The sequence below is a fragment of the Caulobacter sp. Root1455 genome (assembly GCF_001426905.1).
In the GTDB taxonomy this organism is placed as follows: domain Bacteria; phylum Pseudomonadota; class Alphaproteobacteria; order Caulobacterales; family Caulobacteraceae; genus Caulobacter.
The window spans coordinates 1-24,528 of the sequence record NZ_LMFQ01000009.1; the positions used below are offsets into that span (position 1 = coordinate 1).

25 protein-coding genes and 2 tRNA genes are annotated in these 24,528 nt (G+C 68.1%); 5 read left to right on the top strand and 22 right to left on the bottom strand.

From position 1 onward, the window contains the following. Positions 1-534: 534 nt before the first annotated feature. Together ASD21_RS06340 and ASD21_RS06345 are read right to left on the bottom strand one after the other, a co-directional pair. Entirely contained in the window at positions 535-1,698 is a 1,164-nt protein-coding gene (locus ASD21_RS06340) for an acyl-CoA dehydrogenase family protein (protein ID WP_056438349.1), read from the bottom strand. Between the two features lie 42 nt (positions 1,699-1,740). Further along, positions 1,741-2,730 (bottom strand): NAD(P)/FAD-dependent oxidoreductase, encoded by a 990-nt coding sequence (locus ASD21_RS06345; RefSeq protein ID WP_056438352.1) that lies wholly within the window; start codon positions 2,728-2,730, stop codon positions 1,741-1,743. 180 nt (positions 2,731-2,910) lie between these two features. Here ASD21_RS06345 and ASD21_RS06350 point away from each other — a divergent pair, with 180 nt between their 5' ends. The 3 genes from ASD21_RS06350 (at position 2,911) to ASD21_RS23835 (ending at position 3,893) form a co-directional block, all read left to right on the top strand. Then, positions 2,911-3,333, top strand: coding sequence for a helix-turn-helix domain-containing protein (locus ASD21_RS06350; RefSeq protein WP_056438354.1), 423 nt, complete (start codon positions 2,911-2,913; stop codon positions 3,331-3,333). 93 nt (positions 3,334-3,426) lie between these two features. Further along, positions 3,427-3,612 (top strand): hypothetical protein, encoded by a 186-nt coding sequence (locus tag ASD21_RS06355; protein WP_056438357.1) that lies wholly within the window; start codon positions 3,427-3,429, stop codon positions 3,610-3,612. 137 nt (positions 3,613-3,749) lie between these two features. Continuing rightward, positions 3,750-3,893, top strand: coding sequence for a hypothetical protein (locus ASD21_RS23835; protein ID WP_156398304.1), 144 nt, complete (start codon positions 3,750-3,752; stop codon positions 3,891-3,893). A gap of 73 nt (positions 3,894-3,966) precedes the next feature. Here the strand turns inward: ASD21_RS23835 and ASD21_RS06360 are convergent. From ASD21_RS06360 to hisD, 12 genes are all read right to left on the bottom strand, one after another. Then, positions 3,967-4,043 (bottom strand) — tRNA-His (locus ASD21_RS06360). Positions 4,044-4,173: 130 nt separating this feature from the next. After that, a complete protein-coding gene (locus ASD21_RS25015) occupies positions 4,174-4,905 on the bottom strand; it encodes an energy transducer TonB (protein WP_056438360.1) in 732 nt (243 codons plus the stop codon). 9 nt (positions 4,906-4,914) lie between these two features. Further along, a complete protein-coding gene (locus ASD21_RS06370) occupies positions 4,915-5,349 on the bottom strand; it encodes a biopolymer transporter ExbD (protein WP_029907087.1) in 435 nt (144 codons plus the stop codon). Positions 5,350-5,354: 5 nt separating this feature from the next. After that, complete coding sequence (locus tag ASD21_RS06375; protein ID WP_056438362.1) at positions 5,355-6,254, bottom strand: MotA/TolQ/ExbB proton channel family protein; 900 nt, start codon at positions 6,252-6,254, stop codon at positions 5,355-5,357. Positions 6,255-7,193: 939 nt separating this feature from the next. Then, positions 7,194-7,269: transfer RNA gene (locus ASD21_RS06380), tRNA-Phe, on the bottom strand. A 111-nt stretch (positions 7,270-7,380) separates the two neighbouring features. Further along, on the bottom strand, positions 7,381-7,551 hold the full coding sequence (locus ASD21_RS06385; protein WP_056438363.1) for a DNA gyrase inhibitor YacG: 171 nt from the start codon (positions 7,549-7,551) through the stop codon (positions 7,381-7,383). Next, entirely contained in the window at positions 7,548-8,588 is a 1,041-nt protein-coding gene (locus tag ASD21_RS06390) for a ribonuclease E/G (RefSeq protein ID WP_056438367.1), read from the bottom strand. Before ASD21_RS06390 ends, ASD21_RS06385 begins: the two co-directional genes overlap by 4 nt. Further along, positions 8,585-9,169, bottom strand: a complete 585-nt coding sequence (locus ASD21_RS06395) for a Maf family protein (protein WP_056438369.1) — start codon at positions 9,167-9,169, stop codon at positions 8,585-8,587. The genes ASD21_RS06390 and ASD21_RS06395 overlap by 4 nt, the downstream gene beginning before the upstream one ends. An 8-nt stretch (positions 9,170-9,177) precedes the next feature. Beyond that, complete coding sequence (gene infA / locus ASD21_RS06400) at positions 9,178-9,396, bottom strand: translation initiation factor IF-1 (RefSeq protein ID WP_004617696.1); 219 nt, start codon at positions 9,394-9,396, stop codon at positions 9,178-9,180. A gap of 96 nt (positions 9,397-9,492) precedes the next feature. Further along, complete coding sequence (locus ASD21_RS06405; protein WP_082554651.1) at positions 9,493-9,951, bottom strand: arsenate reductase/protein-tyrosine-phosphatase family protein; 459 nt, start codon at positions 9,949-9,951, stop codon at positions 9,493-9,495. A 5-nt stretch (positions 9,952-9,956) separates the two neighbouring features. After that, positions 9,957-10,433 (bottom strand): UPF0262 family protein, encoded by a 477-nt coding sequence (locus tag ASD21_RS06410; RefSeq protein WP_056438371.1) that lies wholly within the window; start codon positions 10,431-10,433, stop codon positions 9,957-9,959. An 18-nt stretch (positions 10,434-10,451) separates the two neighbouring features. After that, positions 10,452-11,753: a histidinol dehydrogenase gene (gene hisD, locus ASD21_RS06415; protein ID WP_056438374.1), complete on the bottom strand. Its 1,302-nt coding sequence runs from the start codon at positions 11,751-11,753 to the stop codon at positions 10,452-10,454. Positions 11,754-12,738: 985 nt separating this feature from the next. Here hisD and ASD21_RS06420 point away from each other — a divergent pair. Then, positions 12,739-13,245, top strand: a complete 507-nt coding sequence (locus ASD21_RS06420) for a GNAT family N-acetyltransferase (protein WP_056438376.1) — start codon at positions 12,739-12,741, stop codon at positions 13,243-13,245. Positions 13,246-13,250: 5 nt separating this feature from the next. Here the strand turns inward: ASD21_RS06420 and ASD21_RS06425 are convergent, their stop codons facing one another. Next, positions 13,251-13,778 carry a VOC family protein gene (locus ASD21_RS06425; protein ID WP_056438378.1) on the bottom strand — a complete coding sequence of 176 codons (528 nt, stop codon included), beginning with the start codon at positions 13,776-13,778 and terminating at the stop codon, positions 13,251-13,253. A 318-nt stretch (positions 13,779-14,096) separates the two neighbouring features. Here ASD21_RS06425 and ASD21_RS06430 point away from each other — a divergent pair, with 318 nt between their 5' ends. Continuing rightward, entirely contained in the window at positions 14,097-15,209 is a 1,113-nt protein-coding gene (locus ASD21_RS06430; protein WP_156390608.1) for a hypothetical protein, read from the top strand. 69 nt (positions 15,210-15,278) lie between these two features. Here ASD21_RS06430 and ASD21_RS06435 read toward each other — a convergent pair whose 3' ends face one another. From ASD21_RS06435 to ASD21_RS06465, 7 genes are all read right to left on the bottom strand, one after another. Further along, positions 15,279-16,772, bottom strand: coding sequence for an NCS1 family nucleobase:cation symporter-1 (locus ASD21_RS06435; protein ID WP_056438382.1), 1,494 nt, complete (start codon positions 16,770-16,772; stop codon positions 15,279-15,281). Positions 16,773-16,968: 196 nt separating this feature from the next. Next, the gene (locus ASD21_RS06440) at positions 16,969-17,163 is read right to left on the bottom strand and encodes a hypothetical protein (protein WP_056438385.1); all 195 of its coding nucleotides are present in this window, start codon (positions 17,161-17,163) and stop codon (positions 16,969-16,971) included. A gap of 196 nt (positions 17,164-17,359) precedes the next feature. Then, entirely contained in the window at positions 17,360-19,279 is a 1,920-nt protein-coding gene (locus ASD21_RS06445; RefSeq protein WP_056438388.1) for a M1 family metallopeptidase, read from the bottom strand. 94 nt (positions 19,280-19,373) lie between these two features. Further along, positions 19,374-20,498, bottom strand: coding sequence for a hypothetical protein (locus tag ASD21_RS06450; RefSeq protein WP_056438390.1), 1,125 nt, complete (start codon positions 20,496-20,498; stop codon positions 19,374-19,376). Between the two features lie 113 nt (positions 20,499-20,611). Next, the gene (locus ASD21_RS06455) at positions 20,612-20,923 is read right to left on the bottom strand and encodes an EthD family reductase (protein WP_056438394.1); all 312 of its coding nucleotides are present in this window, start codon (positions 20,921-20,923) and stop codon (positions 20,612-20,614) included. Positions 20,924-21,023: 100 nt separating this feature from the next. After that, complete coding sequence (locus ASD21_RS06460; RefSeq protein ID WP_056438397.1) at positions 21,024-21,476, bottom strand: MaoC family dehydratase; 453 nt, start codon at positions 21,474-21,476, stop codon at positions 21,024-21,026. A gap of 133 nt (positions 21,477-21,609) precedes the next feature. Next, complete coding sequence (locus tag ASD21_RS06465) at positions 21,610-24,300, bottom strand: peptidoglycan DD-metalloendopeptidase family protein (RefSeq protein ID WP_056438401.1); 2,691 nt, start codon at positions 24,298-24,300, stop codon at positions 21,610-21,612. Between the last annotated feature and the right edge of the window lie 228 nt (positions 24,301-24,528).

The window sequence follows — 24,528 nt, forward strand, 5'->3', positions numbered from 1 at the left end:
GCTCGCGGTCCGGGACCGGGTKTCGTTGACCTGGCCCGCCCGTCGGAGGCTTCAAGGCGGCGAGGCCCTAACAGGGCTCAGCGTCGCGGGCTTCCGGATAACGRTGGCGCGGAGCGTCTGGCTTCGTCGAAACGGTATTCTTTTTCAAACTCCGGACGGTGTCCGGCGCTCCGCGACCCTTTCCATCTCCTCAGCGAGTGATCGCGTGAGACCGAGAGGCCGTGCCCGCGAACACTTGCCCCCACCTGACCGCTGCGCGGTCTGTCCGCCCCCACAGGGGGCGGAGGGCGCACGCGCGGCGCCGGCGGCGGAACCTCTTCCCCCTCTGGGGGAAGACGACCGCGAAGCGGTCCGTAGGGGGCAAGTGGTCGCCGCACGAAGGTCCTCCCCCCGTGGGGGAGGTGTCGGCGAAGCCGACGGAGGGGGGAGTGATCGGCCGATGGCCAGACCTGCGATCGGCGATCCCAATCCTCCCCCCACCGATCGCTGCGCGATCGCCTCCCCCACGGGGGAGGACCTGGGAAAAGGAGCCCCTCAATAACTCTTCGGCAGACCCAGCACCCGTTCGGCGATGAAGTTCAGGATCATCTCGCGGCTGATCGGCGCGATGCGGGCGATCATCGCCTCGCGGAAATAGCGCTCGACGTCGTATTCCTTGGCGTAGCCCATGCCGCCGTGGGCCAGGACCGAGCTCTCGCAGGCGGTGAAGCCGGCCTCCGCGCCCAGGTACTTGGCGGCGTTGGCCTCGGCCCCGCAGTCCTGGCCGCGGTCGTAGAGGGCGGCGGCCTTGAAGGCCAGCAGGTTGGCGGCCTCCAGCTCGGCCCAGGACCTGGCCAGCGGATGGGCCACGCCCTGGTTCTGGCCGATGGGCCGGCCGAACACCACGCGCTCCTTGGCGTAGGTCGTCGCCTTGGCCAGGGCCGCTCGCCCCAGGCCGATGGCCTCGACCGCGAACAGCACCCGCTCCGGATTGAGGCCGTGCAGCAGGTAGGAGAAGCCCTTGCCCTCCTCGCCGACCAGGTCCTCGGCCGGCACGAACAGGTCCTCGATGAACAGCATGTTACACTCGACCGCCTTGCGCCCCATCTTGGGGATCGGCTTGGCCTCGATCTTCTCGCGGTCGGTGTAGAACAGGGACAGGCCCTGGGTCGGCTTGGCGCACTGGTCCTTGGGCGTGGTGCGGGCGATGATCAGGATCTTGTTGGCGCGCTGGGCGCCGGTCGTCCAGATCTTGCGGCCGTTCAGCACATAGCCGTCGTTGGTGCGCTCGGCCCGGGTTTCCAGGCTGGAGGTGTCCAGGCCCGAATTGGGCTCGGTCACCGCGAAGCACATCTTGTCCTCGCCCGAGATCAGCCGCGGCAGGTGCTTCTGGCGCTGGTCCTCGGTGCCGAACTTCACGATCGGCATGGGGCCGAAGATGTTCAGGTGGATGGCGCTGGCGCCCGAGAAGCCCGCGCCCGACTGGGCCACGGTCTGCATCATGATCGCCGCCTCGGTCAGGCCCAGGCCCGCACCGCCGACGCTCTCGGGCATGGCCACGCCCAGCCAGCCGCCCTCGGCGATGGCGGCCACGAAGGCCTCGGGGAAGATCCCGGTCTCGTCGGTGCGGCGCCAGTACTCGTCGTCGAAGTCGGCGCACAGCTTGGCGACGCCCTCGCGGATGGCTTCCTGCTCGTCGGTCAACCAGAATCCGCTCATTCGCCCCTGCCCTGCTCTCGTTGTGGTTCTTGTCGTCGCGCCTCAGGTCCTCGAGAAGCGCCGCGCGTCGAGCGACGCGGCGTCCGGGCCTGGGTTATCATCCTTCAGATACGACGCGGCCAGATCGGCCACAAGCGGGGCCAGCAGCCAGCCGTTGCGGCGGGCCCCCACGGCCAGCATCACGCCCGGCGTCGCGCTCCAGCCCACCAGCGGCAGGCCGTCGGGCGTGGCGGCCCGCACGCCCACCTCGGTGGTCAGCACGGCCCGCGCCAGTTCCGGGCGCAGGCGGATCGCCGCCGCGCGCAGGGCGTCGGTCGCCGAGGAGTCCACGGTCAGGTCGTCGCGGCCCGCCTCCATGGTCGCGCCGATCGCCGGGCTTTCGCCGGGACAGATATAGACCCCCTCGCCCCGGATCACCGGTCCGGTCGCGGGGCCGCGGTCGGCGCGCAGGATCTGCCCCTTGATCGGGCTGAGCGCCTTCAGTTCCGGGGCCAGGCCGCAAGCGTCGCTCGCGCCCGTGGCCAGCACGACGGCGGAGAAGGCCGGCAGGTCATCGGGGGTGAAGGCGCGCGGCTCGAAACGCCCGCCCAGGCCCTGGAACGCGGCGCGCAGGGCGGCCAGGGCCGGACGGGCCTCGATCCGCCAATCCTCGGCGTCGACCAGGGCCCCGTCCAGGCGCTGGAAGGGGGCGCCGAGGGCTTCGAACCGCGCCGCGATGGTCGCCAGCCAGCCGGCCTCGCCCTCGATCCTCAGGCCGTCCCGCAGAATTTCCAGGCCCAGTCCCTGGGCGAAGGCCGGCCAGAGGTCGCGGGCCCGCCGCAGCAGGGCCAGGTGCGGCGTCGAGACGGGGTCGAACACGGCCTCGGCCACCGGCGCCAGCATGCCGGCCGCGACGCTCGAGGCGTTGTCGCCGGCGGGACTGGGATCGAAAAGCGTGACGTCGAACCGGGCGCGCGCCAGGGTCAGCGCCACGGCCGATCCGATCGCGCCGGCGCCGGCCACCGCCACCCGCGCGCGCAGCTTGGTCTCCATGGGCGGCAAACACCCTTGCTCGCGCCAAACGTCAACCCCGGCGGGTCATTTTGCGGGCTCTACGGATGTGTCAGAGGCGTGACTAAGGCAACCGCATGGGTCTATCCTGTGTTAACCAAGCTGGACCACACGCTCCCCACAGAGGGAGCGCGGGCGGTCGCTGGGAGGAACACGACGCGGATGACCGACAAATCCCCTTCCGACATGGCTCACCCCGTCGATCTCTATGTCGGGGCGCGCCTTCGGATCCGCCGCAAGGTCCTGGGCCTGAGCCAGACCCAGTTGGCCGAAGCCCTGGGCATCACCTTCCAGCAGATCCAGAAATACGAACGCGGCGCCAACCGGATCAGCGCCTCGAAGCTGTACGAGGCCGCGCGCCTGCTGCAGTCGCCGGTGTCCTATTTCTTCGACGGCCTGGACGAGACCGCCCACGGCGAGGTCGACGACGGGTTCGCCCAGCGCATGACCCAGTTCGTGGCCACGCCGGAGGGGCTGGAGCTGGCCGGGCTGTTCCCGCGGCTGAACGACCGCCGGCTGCGTCGCCGGGTCGTCGATCTGGTCAAGGCGATGGTCGACGACGAGCCGGGGGCGGCCGCGCCCTAGGCCCGGCCTCGACGGATCGCCGGCCTCTCCCAGGCGTTTCCTCCAAGGCGCCGCAGGGGGCCGCCCGGCATTCGTCGCCGCCGATAGGCCTTCATGCTTCTGATCGTATCGCTGTTCCTGATCTTCGCCGTCATTGGCCCGCCGGCCGGCGAGGTCGTTCGCCGCCACCAGCGCGCCATCCAGCACCGCAAGCGGATCGACGCCTTTCTCCGCGCCGGCCCGGTGGCCGAATATCGCCTCGACGAGCGGCCCTGGAGCGATCGAGACGTCGGGGCGTGACCGACGCCCAAACCGCTCGCGCTTTCGGCTGCCACGCTCCAGCGGCGCTGTGCCGCACTTCCGCGAAACACCATTCGGGCGCAGCCTTTGGTCAGGTAGCCGACGCATCGTGTCGCGTCACAGCGGGGAGCCTGGGTGTGAAAGCGTCTTCGGGGGCGGCTAACGGCCGCATTCGATATTGGTGGCAGGCCCGGCCGATGGTCGGCCTGCTGGCGGGCTGGGTCGCCATCGCCCTGGTCGGCTGGCGCGTCTGGAGCGCGCTGACCGGACACCACGCCTAGACGCCCTGCCTAAAACGAAATCGCCGAAACGAAAAAGCCCCGGGCGAACCCAGGGCTTTTCGACGTCTTGCGATGGTACCGCCTCTCAGGCTTGAACTGAGGACCTCTGGTTCCACAAACCAGCGCTCTAACCAACTGAGCTAAGGCGGCCTATCGCGAGGGAGTGTCTTTAGTCGGACGCGCGGGCCGGATCAAGCGCCGAAACAGCCCTTTCCACACGAAAACGCCCCGGAGCGATGAAGCTCCGGGGCGCCCGTTTCTTGGCCTGTCGCCTCGGTCCCTAGCGGGGGACCGTGAAGACGATCGGGATCGTGATCTCGCCACCGTCCACCGGAGCGCCGTCAAGCGTCTTCGGCTTCATGCGGAACAGTCGCGACAGCTTCAAGGCCGCTTCGCCGAAGCCGTAGTCCGCCGGGTTTTCCGACTGGACCGAGCAACCTTCGAGCGAACCCTTGGCGGTCACGGTGCACTTCAGGGTCGCGCGACCGCCCACTTCCATCCGCTGAGCGCGGTCGGGGTAGTAACGAGCCATGTCCTCGCCGCTGGGCTTGCGGGCCCAGTCCGGACGCGTGATCACCGAAGCCCGAGCCGGCGGGTTCGCAGCCGGCGGCACGGCGGAGATCACCGGCGGAGCCGTTTGCTCGACCCGCTCCTTGACGGGCGGGATCGGCAGCGGCGGCGGCGGAGTCACGTCCGGCGGCGGCGCGATCGGCGGCCTCGGCTGCACCACCGCGGGAGGCGGGGGCGGAGCGTTGGTCGGCGGCGGCGGCGGCGGCGGAGGCGGCGGCGGCGGCGGGGGCGGCGGAGGCAGCTCCACGTCCACGGCGTCGTCGTGATACTCCTTCATCACGGCTTCGAACTTCTGCTTCGCCAGATACGCGAACAAAGCAGCGTGGAAGCCGACGACGACGACGGTCGCGATACCGAAGGCGCCGAGGCCCTTCTTGCGTCGCGGACCTTCCGAAGTGAGCGGGTCGTAGTGGCGATGCTCAGGCGCTTGTTGTTCAGCCATGCATCACCCCTAGCTGTTCTGATCCTTGCCGATGAGCGCCACGCTATAGAAGCCGTTATCCTGGAGGGTGTTCATAACCTCCATGAAAGCTCCGTAGCGCGTCTTTTCGTCGGCGCGGATATAGATGCGCTCCTTGGTGGGATCGCGACGGCCAATGTTCTTAACGAGGTCCGCACCCATCTCGTCAACCGTAGTGCGGTCATCGCCAATGAAGACCTGTCCCGAAGCCTTGATCGAGATGTAGACGGGCTTTGGCGGGGTCGTCGACGGTTTGGCGACCGCCGGCGGCAGGTTCACTTCGACCGACACGGAGGCGAGCGGAGCCGCCACCATGAAGATGATCAGGAGGACCAGCATGACGTCCACGAAGGGCGTAACGTTGATCTCGCTGTTTTGGTCGATATTAAACCTGTCGCCCCCACCGCCTGAGAGTTTGGCGGCCATCGGTCTTACGCCCCTTTGTCGAGCTGGCGCGAAATGGCGTTCATCAGTTCAGCAACGAAACCTTCAGAGCGCGTGCCGTAGCCGGAAATGCGGGTCTGGAAGTAGTTGTAGAAGATAACGGCCGGGATAGCGGCGAACAGACCGATACCAGTGGCGAGCAGCGCTTCGGCGATGCCGGGGGCGACGACGGCCAGGTTGGTCGTGTTGGTGTTCGCGATGCCGATGAACGAGGTCATGATCCCGTAGACGGTGCCGAACAGACCGATGAACGGACCGGCCGAACCGACCGAGGCCAGGAACACCATGCCGCCCGACAGGCGCTTGGCCAGCGAGGCCTGCACCGCGCTGATGGCGTAGGTGGCGCGCGACAGGGTCGAGTCACGGTGCTCGCCGCCGACGGCCAGGCCAGCTTGGCGCGACAGTTCGACTTCTTGAGCGGCCGCGGCGGCCATGTCGGCCATCGGGTTGCCTTCGAATTCTTCCGACGAACCGATGCGGGCGATGTCGGCGATCGAGCGAGCGCCGCGGAAGGCTTCCAGGAACTTGTCCGATTGCTTGTTCAGGGCGCCGAACTCGAACAGCTTGGTGATCAGCAGGACCCACGAGAAGATCGAGGCGAGGATCAGACCGATCATCACGACCTTAACCACGGCCTGGGCCGACAGGAACATGCCGATCGGGGTCAGGGAGTGGGATTTCATCTTTTCGGTCGCGGCGACGCCAGCGTCCAGAGGCTCTTCGGCAGGCGCGGCGGCGGGGGCCGGAGCGGCGGCGGCCGGAGCGGCGGCCTCGGTGGTGGCCGGCGCAGGCGCCGCAGCGTCCTGAGCGAAGGCCGGGGCGCTCACCATCAGCGCCATGGCGCCGACGAGAGCGATGAGGGGGGTTTTCCGTTTAATGTCGAGCATCTGTCGCCAGTTCCTGATTGGTCTAGCACGTTTGGACCGAGGGTCGTCGCGCGAGAGCGTCTCCACCCTAACTTGAATAGCCTGCACGATGGCCGATCGCTCGGACGCCTTGCAGACCCGCTTCGCTGCGCTCGACCCGTTACGCCCCCCAAGCCGGGCTCATGCCCATCAAGAAGGATCGTTTCGAAGCGCGTGTGACCGCCGCCCCCGAGGAGGCTTCGATCTTACCGCAATGTTAGAATTGCGGCAGGGGTCCTTTGGCAACCCCTTTTCGTACCGTCAAGGGGTGCGAAGAGGCATAAATTCACCGTCCCTTTGACGCACCCACCACCTTTGCCGCACCGCACAAATGGGAAATCAGGATTTGAGGGCGGTTTTTCCCTGCCAAAGGGAATATCGATGTTGCGGCGCAGCATGGCCACAAAACATCGGTTTCGCAGGCGAGATCTGAACGCGTATCGCGCCGTAGTTCAATCTGGCCGGGAAACACGGCCGCCGGAGGTCTGACCTCCACCGTCCTCAACTCAAGCTCCACAACGGAGCCGGCGTCCGGTTTTCGCCGCCGATCGGCTTTCAGGCGCCCAAAAACGGACGCTGGCCCCGCCTCGCCGGCGAAAGCAGGGTCCATCGCCGCTCAGATGGAGGGCGCGGCGCTCGCAAGGGCGGTTCGGTCATCCCAGCGCGCTCAAGTCTCTCCCGGCGCCCTCGCTCGGCGGGAACCGGCGCCGGGAACCGGGCCCGTCCGCGACAGAGCGAAGACCGGCGGTCGATTCCGCCTTCGCCTGGTCGACCGCCTCTAAAATTTTACGTCTGCCCTGAGGCGGACGGCGGTGATCAAGTTCGCGGCGCCGTCAGGACGACGGCCTCGCACCGCGCGAAGGCCTCGACCACACGGTCCCACCGCAAGACGATAGAAACAAGGGCGGGTCTGAAAGGAAGTGGTGCCTGGGGGCGGATTCGAACCACCGACACGCGGATTTTCAATCCGCTGCTCTACCAACTGAGCTACCCAGGCCCTGGGCCTAAGAAGCGGTCGAAACCGCTCTGGCGCCCGCCCGACGGCGGGGAGCCGCGTCTATAGGGGAGGCTAAAAACGAAGTCCAGCCCCTCTTGAGGCGATCTCGAACTAATCCCGGTCGAAGTCTGTGGACGGTGGGTTTTCCTCGTCCTCGTCGGCCCCGGGCACCACGTACCGGTCCGACAGCCAGCGGTTCAGGTCGACGTCGGCGCAGCGCTTGGAGCAGAACGGCTTGAAGGCCGGATCCGTCGGTTTCTTGCAGATGGGGCAGCCGCTCATGACGACGAGACCTCCAGACGATCATTGGGCCAGTCGGCGACGACGGCCAGGGTGAAGCGACGGCCGATTCTGTCCGCCAGGGCGTTTTCCAGAGCGGCGAAGGCCTCGGCCACGGCGGCACCGCAGCGCCCCGCCAGTTTGCCGCCGGGATCCGCCCTGCCCTCGCGCTCGAAAGCCCGGACCAGCCGCAAGGCGCCGGCGCGGGCCGACAGTCCGCCCGTCTCGTCGAGCAACCGGTCGAGAATCGGCTTGGTCCGGCGCGGCACGATCATCTCGAGCGCCCCGAACTTGCTGATCGGACCGAGGCCCACCCCGGGATTGTCGACGGCGAAGGCGTTGCGGGCCGCCGTGGTCAGGGCCGGACCGTCGTGGCCGCGGCCGACCAGGTCGAAGACCACCAGCCCCGCCAGGCCCTTGAGACGCAGGATGCGGGCGGCCGTCGTGAAGGCGGCCAGGTTGGCGGCGCGGGCCGCCTTCTTGGAATCCCCCTCGCGGCCTCCAAGATCGACGTCGACGGCCACCAGGGCCCGGGTCGCCTCGATGCTGACGTCGCCGCCGCCCGGCAGGGCGAAGACGGTGGCCAGGGCTTCCGCCTCGGCGGCCTCAACGGCCTCCAACGCGGCCAGGCCTTGGGTCGGCGAGCCGGACTTCACCCAGAGGCGCAGCAGTTCGTCGATGGTCGGGGCGTGGGCCAGCACGCGAGGCTCGCCCTCGGCTGGTCCGACGTAGCGGGCCACGGCCGACTTGTCGCGGCGCGAGGGGCTGCGGATCTCGACCTCGACGACCTGGCCCTCGACCAGCTTGGGCATGTCGGGCTTCAGGGCCAGCAGCAGGTCGGCGCCGCCCGGCAGGGCGACGAAGGCGGAGTTGAAGGCCCGCTCGATCTTCCTGACCCGCGCCACGCCGCGCACGCCCTCGGCGTCCAGCGGATCGTCCCCGTCCCATTGGGCGACCAGGCGCTCGGGCCGACCGTCCAGGGTGACGACCCCGACGGTCTCGCCGATGCCCTTGTAGAGGTAGGCGCGCCGCTCGCTCATTTTCGATAGCCCAGGCCGGTCAGCAGGTTCAGCGTCTCGTACAGCGGCAGGCCGACGACCGAGGTGTAGGAGCCGTGCAGGTCGATGATGAAGCCGCCGGCCACGCCTTGCACGCCGTAGCCGCCCGCCTTGCCGTTCCATTCGCCGCCGGCCAGGTAGTCGGCCTGCTCCTGGTCGGACAGGTGCTTGAACTGCACGCGGGTCTCGACCAGCCGCGAGGCCTCGCGCCCGTCGGGAGCGATGGCGGCCACGCCGGTCAGGACCTTGTGATTGCGGCCCGACAGCAGCTTGAGGCAGTCGGCCGCCTGCTCGGGCGTCTCGGCCTTGGGCAGGATGCGGCGGCCGACCGCCACGACGGTGTCGGCCGCCAGGACGATGGCGCCGGGCGAACGCGACGCGACCGCCCTCGCCTTCTCGACCGCCAGGCGCAAGGCATGGCGCCGCGGGGTTTCGTCCCGCAGCGGCGTTTCATCGATGTCGGCGGGATCGACCCGATCCGGGGCGACGCCGACCTGCGCCAGCAGGTCCAGGCGCCGGGGGCTCGCACTGGCCAGGACCAGCGGCGTCCGCTGGACGACCATCGCCAGCCCTACTTGAAGCGGTAGGTGATGCGGCCCTTGGTCAGGTCGTAGGGCGTCATTTCCACGAGCACCTTGTCGCCGGCCAGCACGCGAATGCGGTTCTTGCGCATCTTGCCGGCGGTGTGGGCGATGATCTCGTGATCGTTCTCCAGCTTCACGCGGAAGGTCGCGTTGGGCAGCAATTCGCTGACCGTACCGGGAAACTCGAGCAGTTCTTCCTTAGCCATCAGGCCTCTCAAAACGGGTGACGCCATGCCGGTGAAGCCCCGCGACGATTGAGTCGGGGAGCGGATCGCGGCTGCGAGGCGGGGTGTATAGCGCATTCACCCCCCGAACGTCGATGGCGCGCCGAAACGTTGTCGAATCGCCGTGGCCAGAGCGTCACGCACCTCGCGATAGGCCGTAAGCATGGCCTCGCGAGAACCGTCCGCGAGGGTGGGGTCGTGGGTTGGCCAGTATTCGATGTCGGTGGCCCGGTCCCGCGCCAGCTCGACGGCCCTGTGCTGGGCCTCCGGGGTCAGGGAGATGACGACGTCGAAACTGTCGTCCTCGAGCTGGGCGAAGCTCTTGGGTTTGTGGCCGCTGACGTCCAGGCCCATCTCGTCCATGACCACGGCCACGAACGGATCGATCCCCTCCTCGGCCGGGTCGGGCTTGAGGCCGCACGAATCGACGAACGCCCGCGTGCCGTAGAAGTGCTTGAACAGCGCCTCGGCCATCGGCGAGCGCACGCGGTTGTAGTTGCAGGCGAACAGCACCGCGTCCGGAAGATCCGCCGCCACGTTCCCTAGCCCCGCCAGTGCAGCGCGCAGATCAGGGTGAACAGCCGGCGGGCCGTGTCGAGGTCGGTCTTGACCTTGCCCTCCAGCCGCTCGCGCAGCAGGGACGAGCCCTCGTTGTGCAGGCCGCGCCGGCCCATGTCCAAGGCCTCGATCTGCTGGGGCGAGGAATTGCGGATCGCCGAATAGTAGCTGTCGCAGATCATGAAGTAGTCCTTGATCACCCCCTTGAAGGGCGACAGGGACAGCAGGTGCCGGCGCTCATAGCCCGGCCCGGCGATGTCGAAGGCCAGGCGGTTCTCGACCAGCGACAGCTTCAGGTCATAGGGCCCGCCCGCCGCCTCGGCCGGCTCGAAATAGTTGCCGTCCAGCAGGTCGAAGATCGCCACCTGCCGCTCCTGCTCCTGATCCCGCGAGGCCGCCGCGAGGCTGTCCTCGTCGATGACGATGGATTTCAGGAACTGGCTGGCCTTGGCGTCGGACATCGTCGGCAGACTTGCCCCTTACGGCTTGGTTGGCAACCTGCCCAAGGGAAGGCGGATGGACGCCGACAGGGCGTGGGCCGGCAGGCCCTCGGCTTGGGCCAGGGCCACGGTGTGCGGCCCCAGGATCCCGAACGCGGCCGCGTCGCACTTCACGATCGAGGTGCGCTTGAGGAAGTCGTAGATCGACAGGCCCGACTGGAAGCGCGCCGCGCGGCTGGTCGGCAGCACGTGATTGGAGCCGGCCACGTAGTCGCCGATCGCTTCGGGCGTCAGGCGGCCTAGGAAGATCGCCCCGGCGTGGCGCACGCGGTCGGCCAGACGCTCGGGCTCGTCGATCGCGAACTCGACGTGCTCGGGGGCCAGCAGGTCGACCAGGCGCGGGCTGTCGTCCAGCGGGCACAGGATGATCGCGCCGTGGTCGCGCCACGAGGCGGCGGCGTCGACGCCGGTGGCCAGGGTCTTCAGCAACGCGTCGACGGCGTCGGACACCGCCTGGGCGAACGCCTCGTCGTCGGTGATCAGGATCGACTGGGCGGCCGGGTCGTGCTCGGCCTGGCTCAGCAGGTCGGCGGCGATCCAGTCGGGATTGTTGTTCCTGTCGGCGACCACGACGATCTCGGACGGTCCGGCCAGGGCGTCGATGCCGACCACGCCATAGAGGCGGCGCTTGGCGGCGGTGACATAGGCGTTGCCCGGGCCGACGATCTTGTCGACCGGCTGGATCGGACCGGCGCCATAGGCCAGGGCGGCGACGGCCTGGGCCCCGCCGATCCGCCAGATCTCGGTGACACCGGCCTCCTTGGCCGCGGCCAGCACCGCCGGCTCCAGCTTGCCGGGCGGGGTGACCATGGCGATGCGGTCGACGCCGGCCACCTGGGCGGGCACGGCGTTCATCAGCACGGTCGAGGGATAGGCCGCGCGGCCGCCGGGCACATAGACGCCCACGGCCTCCAGCGGCGTCCAGCGCCAGCCCAGCTGCACGCCGGCCTCGTCGGTCCACGACTGGTCGACCGGACGCTGGCGGGTGTGGAAGGCGCGGATGCGGGCGGCGGCGAAGGCGATGGCCTCGCGGACCTCGGCCGAGCACTCGGCCGCGCCGGTGGCGATCTGGTCGGCGGTGACGCGGATGGTGTCCTCGGTCAGCTCCACGCCGTCGAACCGGCTGGTGAAGCTGAGCACGGCCTTTAAGCCGTCGGCCTGGACGGCGTCCAGCACGTTGCGCGCGGCCGCGTCGACGTTCTCGGGCGCGCCCCGGCGCTCGTCGAGGAAGGCCTTGAAGGCGGCGGGGAAAGCGGGATCGGCGGAATTGAAGCGACGCATGGGGCCTAGATGCGGGTTTTTTGACAAGACACAAGAGGTTTGGTGCGGCGAACGCTTGCCCCCTACGGGTCGCTTCGCGACCGTCTTCCCCCGGAGGGGGAAGAGGAAGGCGCGCGTCCTCCGCCCCCTGTGGGGGCGGACAGGCGGCCAAGCCGCCAGGTGGGGGCAAGTGTTCGCGGGCACGACTTCACAGGCACGGCTCTTCGACCTCGGGCTTTCGCGACGAGTGGCTGGGGAGGCGCGGAGCGGTCCGGGCCCAGCCCGGATGACCGTGGGTGTTGTGTGTGCGTTTCGGCTAGACCTGACCGCTCCGCCGAACCGTTTTTACCGAGGGACGGCGATTGAGGGCTTGTTTCATCCCGATCGACGTTCCCCCTCGGGCGGGCAGGATCAGGTCGCCCGGAAGGGGCCGTCGGCGACTCCGACAGATCCTGGAACAGGCCGGTTTGACTCCCGGCCCCGTCGACCCCGGCTGTCCCGCGTTCGCCCGCCCCGGGCCTTGGATCCTTCTGAGACCCGCCGCCCAAGCCGACCCGCCCGCCAGGCCAGCCAGGCCCCGCTCGGTTCGATCCCCATCGCCTGCTTGGGCCGGTACCAAGAGCCCTCCCCCGCGATGGGGACGGGTTTATTGTGCAGGAGGTTTGAGCGCTGGCGCGTTCGTGACGCTGATTATTTTGCAGGGCGTTGGAAGGGTTCAGGTTTCTCGCGGGGCCGGCGGGGATGGACGCCGCTCGATCCCCGCCGGGGACATACTCTCACGCCAAGACCTCGACCAATCGATCCGCCGAACGCGGGGTGAGTGCGTGTCCCCAACGCCATCCACGACGCGTCCAGGCCGTTCCCGTTCCAAGAGCGGCAAGCTCAGCGGACGAAGTTGGGGACACGCACTCACGGCGCCCCCTCTGCAACCCGGCCACCGCCGGGGTGTGAGAGCATGTCCCCGGCGGCCCCTCCCTCTCCCCTATGGAAGAGGGTACGAAACGCCATGACCAACGACCCCATCTCCGTCACCCCGGCCGACCTGGCCGCCTCGCCCGACCTGGCCCAGGCCCTGCTGGCGCTGAACAACGCCCACGCCGTGGAGCTGTCGTGGCTGGAGCCGTCCCGGCTGGCGCATCTGGCGGCGCAGGCGTTCCTGGCCGAGCGGATCGGCCAGGCCGACGCCCTGCTCCTGGCCTTCGACCAGGACGCCGACTACGACAGTCCCAACTTCCTGTGGTTTCGCGAACGCTTCCCGCGCTTCGTCTATGTCGACCGCATCGTGGTCGCCGCCCAGGCGCGCGGTCGCGGCCATGCTCGCCGCCTTTATCAGACGCTGTTCGAGCGGGCCCGCGCGGCGAGGCACGAGCGGATCGTCTGCGAAGTCAATTCCAACCCGCCCAATCCGGCCTCGGACGCCTTCCACGCCGACCTCGGCTTCACCGTGGTCGGAACCGGCGAAATCCACGGCGGGGATAAGACGGTGACCTATCTGGCGCGGGCCCTGGACTAGTCGCCTCAGCCCTTCGCCGCGGCTTCCAGCGGCGCGATGTCCAGCTTGACCATCTTCAGCATCTGCTCGGTCACGCGCTTGACCTTGGCCGGGTCGAGATCGTCCATCAGTTCGCGCAGGCGGGTCGGCGCGATCTGCCAGGACAGGCCCCAGCGGTCCTTGAGCCAGCCGCACTCCTCGGTCCTGCCGCCGTCCTTCAGCGCGTCCCACAGGCGGTCGAGCTCGGCCTGGGTGTCGCATTCGACCATGATCGAGAAGCTGTGGTTGAACGGGTCCAGCGGACCGGCCTCGATGGCCATGTAGTTCTGGCCGCCCAGCACGAAGGCGGCGATCTTGACGCTGCCGGCCGGGCCGGACGGGTTGTCGGCCATCACCGCCGAGACGCTTTCGATCCGGGAGTCGGGAACCAGGCCGGTATAGAAGCCGATCGCCGCCTCCATGTCCTTTTCGAACCAGAGATGTTGGGTGACCTTCGTCGCTTCGTCCTTTCGTGTGACCCAGCCCACCCCAAGGACGGACGAGGCGCGCGCCATCCGACGTCCCGGCGCTCTTTTCCTCACCCGCATCGCGGGGGAGGAGAAGGGAGCCCGCAGCGGCGAGGCCGCGCCTTGAAACCTTGATGGCGAGCCTGCTCTGGCGTCTGACCGAGTCAAGGACGACGCGCCGCGTCGCCGCGATGCGGCCGCCGGAGGCGGTCCCTGACTCGGTCAGACGCCAGAGCTCCGATCCACCAAGGCTTTAAGGCGTGGCCCCATCCGGAGCGGATGGGGGCTTGCGCCAAGCGGACGTTTCAGATGTCCAAGATGGGTGGAACGCGGACATGCTTGTCTTAGGTGATGCCCACGGATTAGGTGATCTCCAAGCTCTACCTTAACTTGAAGGTCGTCATGTTCGCTACGTTCCGCTCGGCTCTTCGTATCTTCGCTGCGATGGGAACGATCTTCGTCACATACGTTATCGACATTGGACGCGCCACGGCCAGACCGGCCGAAGAAGCTTATTGTAGCGCTCCAAAGTTTCAATCACTCGCCGCTGCTCCGGGCACTGGCCGTTTCGGCTGGATCGTCGATTGCCTGCCTACGCAAGGCCCGGTCGAAACGCGGTTGGTGCTGTCCGCGCCTGATAGTGGCGAGCGAATGGTGACGATCGGTCTCCATTTGGACGCGCGAATGCTCGGCTTTGATCCCTCCGGCCAAGTCTATTGGGCCCGCACGCAGGCTAAGGACACGCTTCAAGCGGCAAGCCGTCGGCTAACGATCTGGAGCTATAGGGACGGCGGTCAAATCCGCGAAGCGGCAGCATTGGATCTGCCTTTTGAGGCGGAGATCGGCGAAAGGATCGACGTCCCCGATGGTTGGCTGATCCGTCTTCATTCGGCGTCTGGGAGGATGCCAGAACGGGGTCTTTTCCTGTTCTACCGTCGAGGCGAAATCAAAGTCGCTGATACAGCGTTTATTGGGAAGCTGCTGTGGCGAGCGGGCCCAAACGCATTCCTCTATCGTGATCGAGAGGACACCTTGAGAGCGATCGATCTCGACGGTCACGACGCCCCTGAGGCGGCTACGACCTATGCGCCGGCCCTACAAATGTTGGAGCCTTGGGACCACTATGCTGGCGACTTTAACGGACAAGTTGCGCTCCGCATCCAAGACAACTCCGACACCCACGTCTACACCGCCTCACTGATCACCGCTCCCGCCACACCAGGAGCGACGGCCAATGCTCAATCGTTGGCGACGTGGCGTGATGACTGGCTTAGGACCGTCACCATGTCGGCTGATGGCAGAAAGGCGGCCTTCGCCTTTTCGGACCGAATAGAGGTGCTCACATCCGCAGACGGGTGGAGAAACGCCCGTGTCTTGCCATACGACGACGCGTTCCAATCGGATATCGCCTTCGACGCCAGCGGTACGACGCTGATTGCTATCACTCAGGCCGTTCGCCGCTGGTCGATCGCTCCATAGCCAACAGGTCAGGCCCGGCAAGCGGACGTTGGTTGCGTCCGCTCTGGGGCGAAAGCAGACCTCAGCCTCTCACCCGACAGCCGACGCTTTCGCCCCGCCGCCGGCCCGCATCGCCGCCACATAGACCCCCGCCGCGATCCCCGCCCCGACGAACCACGCATAGTCGTACAGCCTCGTCCACGGCGCCCCGATCCCCGCCGCCGCCTGCAGGCCCGCCGCCTTCAGGAAGCCGGGCAGGTTCGGCGCGACGCCAATCGCGAAGGCCGCCACGGCGGCCAGGTTCCAGCCCTTGAAGTAGGTGTAGCGCCCCGCGCGATCGTACAGCGCCTCGACGTCCAGCCGGGCGCGGCGCAGCAGCCAGTAGTCGGCGATCAGGATCCCGGCCACCGGCCCCAGCAGGGCGCCGTAGCCGGTCAGCCAGACGAAGATGTAGCCCTGGGTGCTCTCCAGCAGCTTCCAAGGCATGATCATCACGCCGATGGCGGCGGTGATGTAGCCGCCCGTCCGATAGCTGATCCGCTTGGGCCACAGGGCCGAGAAGTCGTAGGCCGGCCCGACCAGGTTGGCGGCGATGTTGCAGGACACGGTGTCGAGGCTGATGATCAGCAGGCCCACTAGCACGCCGATCCCGCCGATGTTTCCCGCCAGCGCCACCGGGTCCCAGACCGGCTTGCCGTAGATCAGCACCGTGGCCGAGGTGACGATCACGCTCATCGTCGCCAGCAGGGCCATCGGCCCGGGCAGGCCCACGACCTGGCCAACGATCTGGTCCTTCTGGCTGCGGGCGAAGCGGGTGAAGTCGGGGATGTTCAAGGCCAGGGTCGCCCAGTAGCCGGTCATGGCGGTGACGGCCGGGCCGAAGTCCTTCCAGAACCGGCCGGCCTTGGCGCCGCCGGCGTCGTAGGCGCTGGGCTCGTGCAGGATGGGGCCCAGGCCGCCGGCCTTGCTCAGCGCCCACCAGACCAGCAGGCCGCAGACCACGATCTTGACCGGCGCGGTCCAGGTCTCGAGCTTGCGCACGGTCTCCAGGCCCTTGGTGACGAACAGCAGCTGGATGGCCCAGAAGGCCGCGAACGACAGCAGCTGGCCGACGCCTATGCCCAGTCCGGGGACCATCGGCCCGACCAGGCTCTTGCCGACCATCACCCCCAGCAGGGTCAGCAGCGCCCCGCCGCCGATCCAGGTCTGGATGCCGTACCAGCCGCAGGCGACGATCGCCCGGGCCAGGGCCGGGGCCCGCGCGCCGCGCCAGCCGAACGAGGCCCGGGCCAGCACCGCGTACGGCACGCCCCATTTCGCGCCGGCGTGGCCGATCAGCAGCATCGGGATCAGCACGATCACATTGCCCAGCAGCACGGCCCAAACCGCCTGCCCCGCCGACATCCCCTGCTCGATCAGGCCGGCGGCCAGCATGTAGGCCGGCACGGCGATGACCATGCCCAGCCACAGCGCCGCGTAGTGCCGCGCCCGCCAGGTGCGCTGGGCGGCCGTGGTCGGGGCCAGGTCGGGATTCCAGAGGGTGTTGCCGGCTTGCCCCGTCTTTTTATCCAGCTGCTGATCCATGTCGCCCCCGCGATCGTGTCGTGGGCGGAGCATGGGTCAGCGAACAGTGTGCGTCACGGGGAAAGTTCCCACCCGTCATCCCGGACAAGCGCGCAGCGCGCCGATCCGGGACCGGCGCGTGAGCTCGGCGCTCCAGGTCGGTCCCGGGTCTTCGCTTCGCTACGCCCGGGATGACAGTTTTGGAGAGGAGAAGCGATCAGCCCATCCCGGCATAGGCCAGGGTCGCGAGGCCCGCCCCGAACACCAGGACCATAGCCACGATGCCGACCCGGTCCCACTGGATGCAGGGGCCCGCGTGCCGAAGCTCGACGGCCTCGGGCTTGTTGATGTCGCACTTGTTGAAGAACACGGAACGCGCACGCACACGGGTCGCGAACACGGCGTCAGCCATGGCGATCTCTCCCTAACGAGGCCCGCTCCTCTGACGGGAGCGCAAGGTCACGGTTAACACGAAAACTCGCGCAACGAGCGATTTTCCTCGCGCTTTCGAACGAAAATCGAGCCATTTCGCGCGTTTTCGTCGGCAAAAACGACGTTCAAGGACGAAAACGCGCGATTTTTCCAGAAACCGCTATTTCACCAAGCGGCTATTTCACGATCCCGTCGACCGTCTGCCGAGTGACGGCGTGATAGAGCGGCCGGGTCTTGGCGTAAATCCGCTTGGCGATCGGCTGGCCCCAGTCGCCCTGGGCCATCAGGTCCTTGAACAGCGGCGCGACGAACTTGCGGCGGCCCTGGTCGGTCAGGAAGGCCTCCAGCGACGGCACGGCGGGCTCGTAGCGGTTGGCCACGGCTAGCTCCAGCCAGACGAAGCGGATCTCGCTGTTGCCCTGGGCCGACAGGCCGAAGGCTTTATCGAGTGTCGCGAGACGCTCCGCTGACAGCGCTCGCGGCAGGCTGGAGACGAAGCGCGTGCGCTCGGGGGTGCTCCAGGCGGTCCACTTGGCGGCCGGGGCCGGGCCGCCCTTGGCGTAGGCGGCGGCCAGGGCGTCCACCGCCGGGAAGGCGGCCGAATGGACGTGCACGGCGTTGTCCGGCAGGCCGACCTCATAGACCCACTTGTCGATGCCGATCTCGGCCTCCAGCTTCGGGTCGCCCTTGATCAGGTTGGCGCGCAGGTCGGCGACGAAGCCGGCCGTGGTCTGCGACTGGAAGGCGTGACGGGCGAAGTAGTCCTTCAGATAGGCGTCCCAGCGTTCGCGGCCGACGGCCTTTTCGATGGTGCGCAGGAAGGTCGCGCCCTTCTGGTAGGCGATGTCGGTCATGCCGTCGTCGGGATCGCGGCCGGTCAGGTCCAGGTGCAGGCGGGTGTCGGCGCCGGTCAGGCCGCCGGCGTCCTTGATCGCGGCCTGCAGGTCGCTCCAGCCCAGGTCGGCCAGCATGTCGGCGCGCGGCTTGCCGTACAGCTTCTCCATGATCCGGTTTTCGAAATAGTCGGTGAAGCCCTCGTTCAGCCAGAAGTCCGACCAGGTGGCGTTGTTGACCAGATTGCCCGACCACGAGTGGGCCAACTCGTGGGCCACCAGGCTGACCAGCGAGCGGTCGCCGGCGATGATGGTGGGCGTGGCGAAGGTCAGGCGCGGGTTCTCCATGCCGCCGAACGGGAACGACGGCGGCAGCACCAGCAGGTCGTAGCGGCCCCAGGCATAGGGGCCGTAGAGGCTCTCGGCCGCCTCGACCATCTTCTCGACGTCGACCAGCTCGTAGGCGGTCTTCTTCATCACCGAGGGCTCGGTGTAGACGCCGGTCCGCTGACCCAGCGGGGTGAAGGCGATGTCGCCGATGGCGATGGCGATCAGGTACGAGGCGACCGGCTTGTCCATCTTGAAGCGGTAGGCGCGACCGCCACCGGCGACGGGCTCGCCGTCCGGGGTCAGCATCTCGGCGCTCATCACCGCCTTCAGGCCCTCGGGCGCGACGATGCGGGCGGTCCAGGTCTGGCGGATGCCGGGGCTGTCCTGGGTGGGGATCCAGGTGCGGTTGAGGATCGCCTCGCCCTGGCTGAACAGGTAAGGCTTGGCCTTGCCCGCCGTCTGGGCCGGGGTCAGCCACTGCAGGGCCGCGCCGCCGGGGGCGCTGTCGTAGCTGATGACGATGCGCTTGGCGCCGTTGAGGGTCACCGTCAGCGGCGCGCCGAGGTTCGGATCAGCCTTGCCCAAGGTCCACGGCAGGGCCGCGCCCTTGTCGTCGGTGATCGCCTTGATCACCAGGCCCTTGCTGTCGAGCACCACTTCCTTGGCGTCCGGCGCGGCGGCGATGTCGAGGGCGGCCGTGCCGGTCATCTTCTGGCCGGCGAAGTCGGCGGTCAGGTCCAGATCCACGTGGGTGACCCGCGCCACCCGCGGCTGGGCGTAGGAGTGGATGTCGTGGGCTTCCGGCGTCGTCAGGATCGCGGGGATGGGCGGCGTGGTCCCCCGTGCTTGAGTTTGGGCCAGGACGGGCGCGGCGACGCCGCAGAGCAGGAGCGCCAACAGGGCGGCGCGGGTGGTGGTCTTGATCGAGGTCATGGGGAGCCGAGTCCATCTACGGCGAAGTGGTCCTCACCGTCTTAGCTCAGCTCTGTGCCCGGTCTAGGGCCAATCGCCGGGGTTGGGGAACCGCTCAGATGTAGTCCATCAAGCTGGTCCCGCCCGTGTTGACGCCGCCGTCGGGATTGAACAGCGAGGCCAGCTTGTCCGAGAGGTTCTGCATCTCGACCATCTTGTCGTAGAGGGCCGGGGTCCAGCCGGCGGCCTGGCGTTCCTCGTCGCTCATGGCCGCGTACTGGGTGATCAGGCTCTTGCCAAAGGCCGAGCTGTCCGAGCCCTTGGCGCCGGCGTAGGTGCTGGAGACGCTGTCGCGGTTGCGGGTGCGCACCTCTTCGGCGGCCTGGGCGATCTCATGCTCGGAGAACTGGTCGCCATTGTTCAGGGCGACGGCGGCCAGCGAACGGCCGTCGAACTTGGAGAAGTCGATCGTCCCGCTGTTCTCGTCGGTGGCCATCCCCTCCCCGGTCGCCGAGGCGTACTGCTTGTCCAGCACGGTGCGGACGTCCGAGGCGACCTTGCCGATGTCGCGGGTGCGGGGATTGGCGACCACCCCGCCGACGTCCTTCAGATAGGCCGCGACCGGATCGCCGTCGATGCCGGTGGGCTGCACGCCGGGCTTGGCGGTGGCCTGCTTGAGGCCCTCGGTCAGGGCCGCCTTGTCCTTGGCCCACTGCCCGGCCGCCTTCTCCTCGGGCCCGGCGGCGTCGAGATTGGTCAGGGCGGCCTTGTAGAGCCCAGCATAGTCGCCGGTCACCCGCATGGCCGAGGCCGCGGCCGACATGGACGTGTCGCGGTTGGCCTTGATCCGCAGGCTGGCGACCACCTGCTCCTCGATCGAGAACTTGCCGCCCTTGTTGCTGGCGATGGCGAAAAGGGTGCGGCGGTCCAGGCCCGAAACGTCGATCGTCGCCTTGCCGTCTTTCAGGGCGCTGGGCGCCTTGGCGTCGGCCAAGAGCTTGTTCAGCGCCGAGCGGGCGTCGGCGACCATCGCGTCGGTGGTGCGGTTGTCGGTCTGAGCGGCCAGGGCGGCCTTGGCCTCCGGCGACAGGGTGACCGTGTCGCCGGGATTGCTGGTCTTGGCCGCCGCTCCGGCCGAGCCGGCGCTGTCGGTCGCGTTCCCCGCGGCGGCGGCCGTCGAGGCCGCGCTGGCGGCGAGATAGGGATTTGTCGCGTAGCCGTTGGTAACGCTGCTGACCATGACGCCCTCGACAAGTCGTCGCGAGATTACGAATCGCGACGAGCCTGAAACACGGGGTCAATTGGCGGGATCATGGTTAAGGCGCAATTAACCATGTTCGCCGAAAGCGCGCCCTAGCCCGGCGCGCTGACCTGGGTCACGGGCTGGATGTCGGTGAACTTGGCGACGTCGCCCAGCACCTCGGGGGCGCGAGGACCGCCCAGGCTGGCGGCCAGCGCCTCGGGGCCCTCGAAGGTCAGGTTGACCATGACCACGAACGGCGCCGCGCCGCCGTCGGGTCCCGGCAGGCCCTTGAGCACCTGCACGCCCGTCAGGCCGGTCGACGTGAAGGCGTCCTTCACCAGCGGAATATGGACGGCGTCGTAATAGGCCTGGTCGAACCTGGCGCCGGGCGTCGCGGGATAGAGCACGCTGAAAATGACCATGGTCGCCTCCCTCAAGTGGCGGCCTCGCCGGTCGCGCGCCGTCCAGGGGTCAGTTAAGCACGCAGGCGCCGCGCCGCCACGATTGCCGCGACGGCGCCCGTCAGGCCTTCGCGGGCCGACGACGGCGCGGAACGCGGACGACGGCCTCGCCGTCCATGATCAGGTCGTCGCCGACGAAGCCTTCGCAGCGCAGGGTGACCCGCGCGCTCACCTCGTCGATGGCCGAAACGGTGACCCGAGCGGCCACGACGTCGCCGATGCGCACCGGCTTGTGGAACGCCAGGGTCTGGCTCAGATAGATCGCGCCCGCGCCCGGCAGGATGGTGCCGACCACCGCCGATCCGAACGACGCCGACAGCAGGCCGTGCGCGATCCGCCCGCGATAGGCGGTCTTGGACGCGAAGGCCTCGTCCATGTGCACCGGATTGAAGTCGTCCGAGGCCTCGGCGAAACGCTGGATGCGTTCCTCGGTGATGGGGACGCGCTTTTCGGCGGTCATCCCGACCACGAGCTCTTCCAGGATATAGCCGCCTGACGGATGAGGTTCGATCATACCGGGCCGATAGCCACGATCCCGCGCCGTGGCCAGCAAAATACGCGTGAACCCGTCCGATCCGGGCTTCGCGGCGGCGCGTCGCCCTGGTCTGGAGCGCGGAAATCTCGGCTTCGCTCGGAGGGGCGGCCGGTCAAGGTCTCGGCTGCTTCGACACCCAGGTTTCGCCGTCGTAGGACACCCACCATCCGACGCCGGCCGCGGCCCCGGGCTTGGGCACGAAGTACTGCACATGGACATGGTTGCCCACGTGGGGTCCGTAGACCGGCGAGATGTCGACCGCGTGTCCCACCATGGTGCCCCGGGTGACGTACGTGCCGGCCTTGATGCTCGCCGGCCCCGCTCCGGCGCGCCCCAGAGGCGCGACATAGGATATCTCCACCGCGCGCCCCTGCGGGTTCGTGATCTGGATGAAGCATCGATAGATGTTGGCTGGATCGTAGCGGGCGACCGTGACGATCCCGTCCATGGGCGCGAGGATGGGGTCGCCCGGCGCCGCCAGGTAATCCCGTCCCAGGTGAACCCGGCGCGAGCCGTCGTCATTGCGCCGCGGCGAGAGAAAATGTCCCTGGCCGTGCGAGTCGCTACGCTCCTCGCCGCTCACCGTCGGGGTTCCCATGTAGATCAGAGGCGACCAGACCGTGCCGGTCAGGTCCGCCGGCGTCCGCCCCACGCGCAACTCCCGCACGTCCGCGAAGAAGGGCGACAGGGAGTCGTCTCCGTGTTCGACGTCTTGCAGCTCCGTCGCGTGAGCCCAGTCCAGGCGGGCCGCCCAGTCGGGATCCTCGCGCAAGGGCAGCGCCGAGGGCGTGCCCAAGCCGTCGGTCAGCACCGGGCCATCCGTCCCGACCTGCACGCCGGCCGACACCGAACAGTTGCGGCCCTCCTCGGTCCCCGTCAGGCGGCACATGAAATGCTCGAAGCCGTGTCCCCCACGATCGACCTGGTCCACGACGGTGTCGACCCAGCGCTTCAGTTCGGGGGCGACGTTTTCGTACCAGGGTCTGCGCACCCGCTTCACGACCGTCCAGGTGAAGCGCCCGTTGGCGTCGACGGTGGTGTTGTACCAGCGGCCACGCCGCGGGTCGTAGTATCGGGCCCGGCCTCGAATGCCTTCCTCGCCTTTGGGGTCGAAATCGCCGACCAGCCGCGCGCCGCTGGGCCAGTCGTATTCCCCTTGGCCCGTGAAGCGGTAGCGCAGGCGGTCGTAGTCGGGAAAGACCGGCCCCGAGATCGTCTCTCCGTCGGAGAGCTCTACGGTTTGACGCCCCTTGTAGAGCCCCACCCTTTGGCCTTCCGCGCCAAGGGTGATGACCAGATCGCTCCAGGCGCCGCTCAGCTCCTCGCCGCTGACCTTGCCGCGGAAGAACTGGCGCGCCGGGGGCGGGGCCAGGACGCTGGCGAGGTAGTCGAGGTCATAGAAGGTGAAGTCGCCGTCGGCGAGGCGGCCGGATCGGTACTGGACCGTCGAGATCTCCGTGCCGAAGTCGCCATAGCGGTGAACCTCGCCGTCCAGCAGGCCGTCCTTCATCGCGCCGGCCAGCACGAGCTTTCCGATCGCGTTGTAGAGCGTGAACTGTCCATTCGGCACGCCGCGGACGAAGGAGGTTTCCAGCCGCGCCTCGCCTTCGGGCGCCTGCCGCAGAACCTCACAGTCGGCGGGCAGCAGGAACAAGGTCCCTTGGCCTTCCGGGTAGCCGTCCGTCAGCCGGCCTCGAAACGCCGAATAGCGCATCTGGGAGCCCGCGGGGCCCCAGGAGAACGGACGCCAGCTGGCCGGGCAGACCAGATCGTCGCCCGGCGCGCCCGTCTGGTTCGCCGCGGGCCCAATAATGCGCAGCGCCCTCGGCGTGTCATCGGCCTCGAACCGCACCAGGCTGGGACCGCCCAGATCCACCGCGCGGCGGTGCTCTCGCAAAAAGGCGCCCAGATGAGCCTGCGGCCAAAGCGCGGCTCCCGGCGCGACGCCCCGGCAATCGAGCGGGTAGAGGTTCATGCACACCAGGTTGGCGGCCGCTCGCCAATGCGTCTGGAACTCGCCCCGCACATATCCAGGATCCACGACCTTGGGAGCCTCGGGCATGCGCTTTCGCATGCCCGCCAGCTTGATCGCATAGTCGTCGGCGTCGACGCTCAGAAAGGTCGCGTCGCCGGGGTCGGTCAAAAGACGTCCGGCGAGCGCGTGCGGGAGCGGACCGAAATAGCCCGTGAGATGAGCGCGCAGGGCCGCCTGGGCCGCGGCCGAAGGCGCGCGATAGCAGCCGCGGGTCCATCTGGGCTCGGATAGACCGTTGGCTTCGGAAAACACCCGCGCGGGCGTCGGACTGTCGTCGTCGCTCTCGTCGTCCCGGTCCCGCGTCCGCTCGGCGTAGCATTCGTCGGCGAACGGTTCGCCGCGATAGAGCAGGAATGACGGCGTGAAATCGTCCTGGCCGGCGACGCTGTACAACCCGAAGGCGCCGTCGATGACGACCTTGTCTCCGGCCAACCGGAAGAAGGTCAGGACCGCGTGGCCCTCCAGCGCCTGGCCTTCGGTCGACACCTGAATGAAGTAGCGCTGCGGACTGGCCAGATAGGAATGGTCATTCACCAGCGTGGTCGCCGGCCATCCCAAATAGACCCCGGCAAGGGTCTTGGGATCGTAGCCGAGACGTTCCACGCGCCCGCCCGCGTCCTGGAAGGCGCTGTCGAGATAGAAGGCGCCGGGCGTCGAACCCTGCGAAGCGGCCAGTTGCGGTTCACCGTAGTTGAAGGTGATGTCCGGTCGCCATTCCGACGCCGCGACGGCTGAGGTCGCCACCGCCGCCCAAGCGGCGACGGCCATCGCAATATTCCTGAGCATCAGCCCCCCGACACACGCCGCTCAAATCGTTCAGGCTGGCGACGCGTCCGCCCACCCAGTCAAGCTTGGGGCCGATGCTCTCGCGAAATTCCGCGAATGTCTACTCGCGGCCAAACTGGACTTGACCCACGTCGCGGATCCAATCGTGATCCGGGGGACCATCGCGCGCCGCCGTAGACGAATGTTGGCGAAGATTTCGCGCCTCAGCAT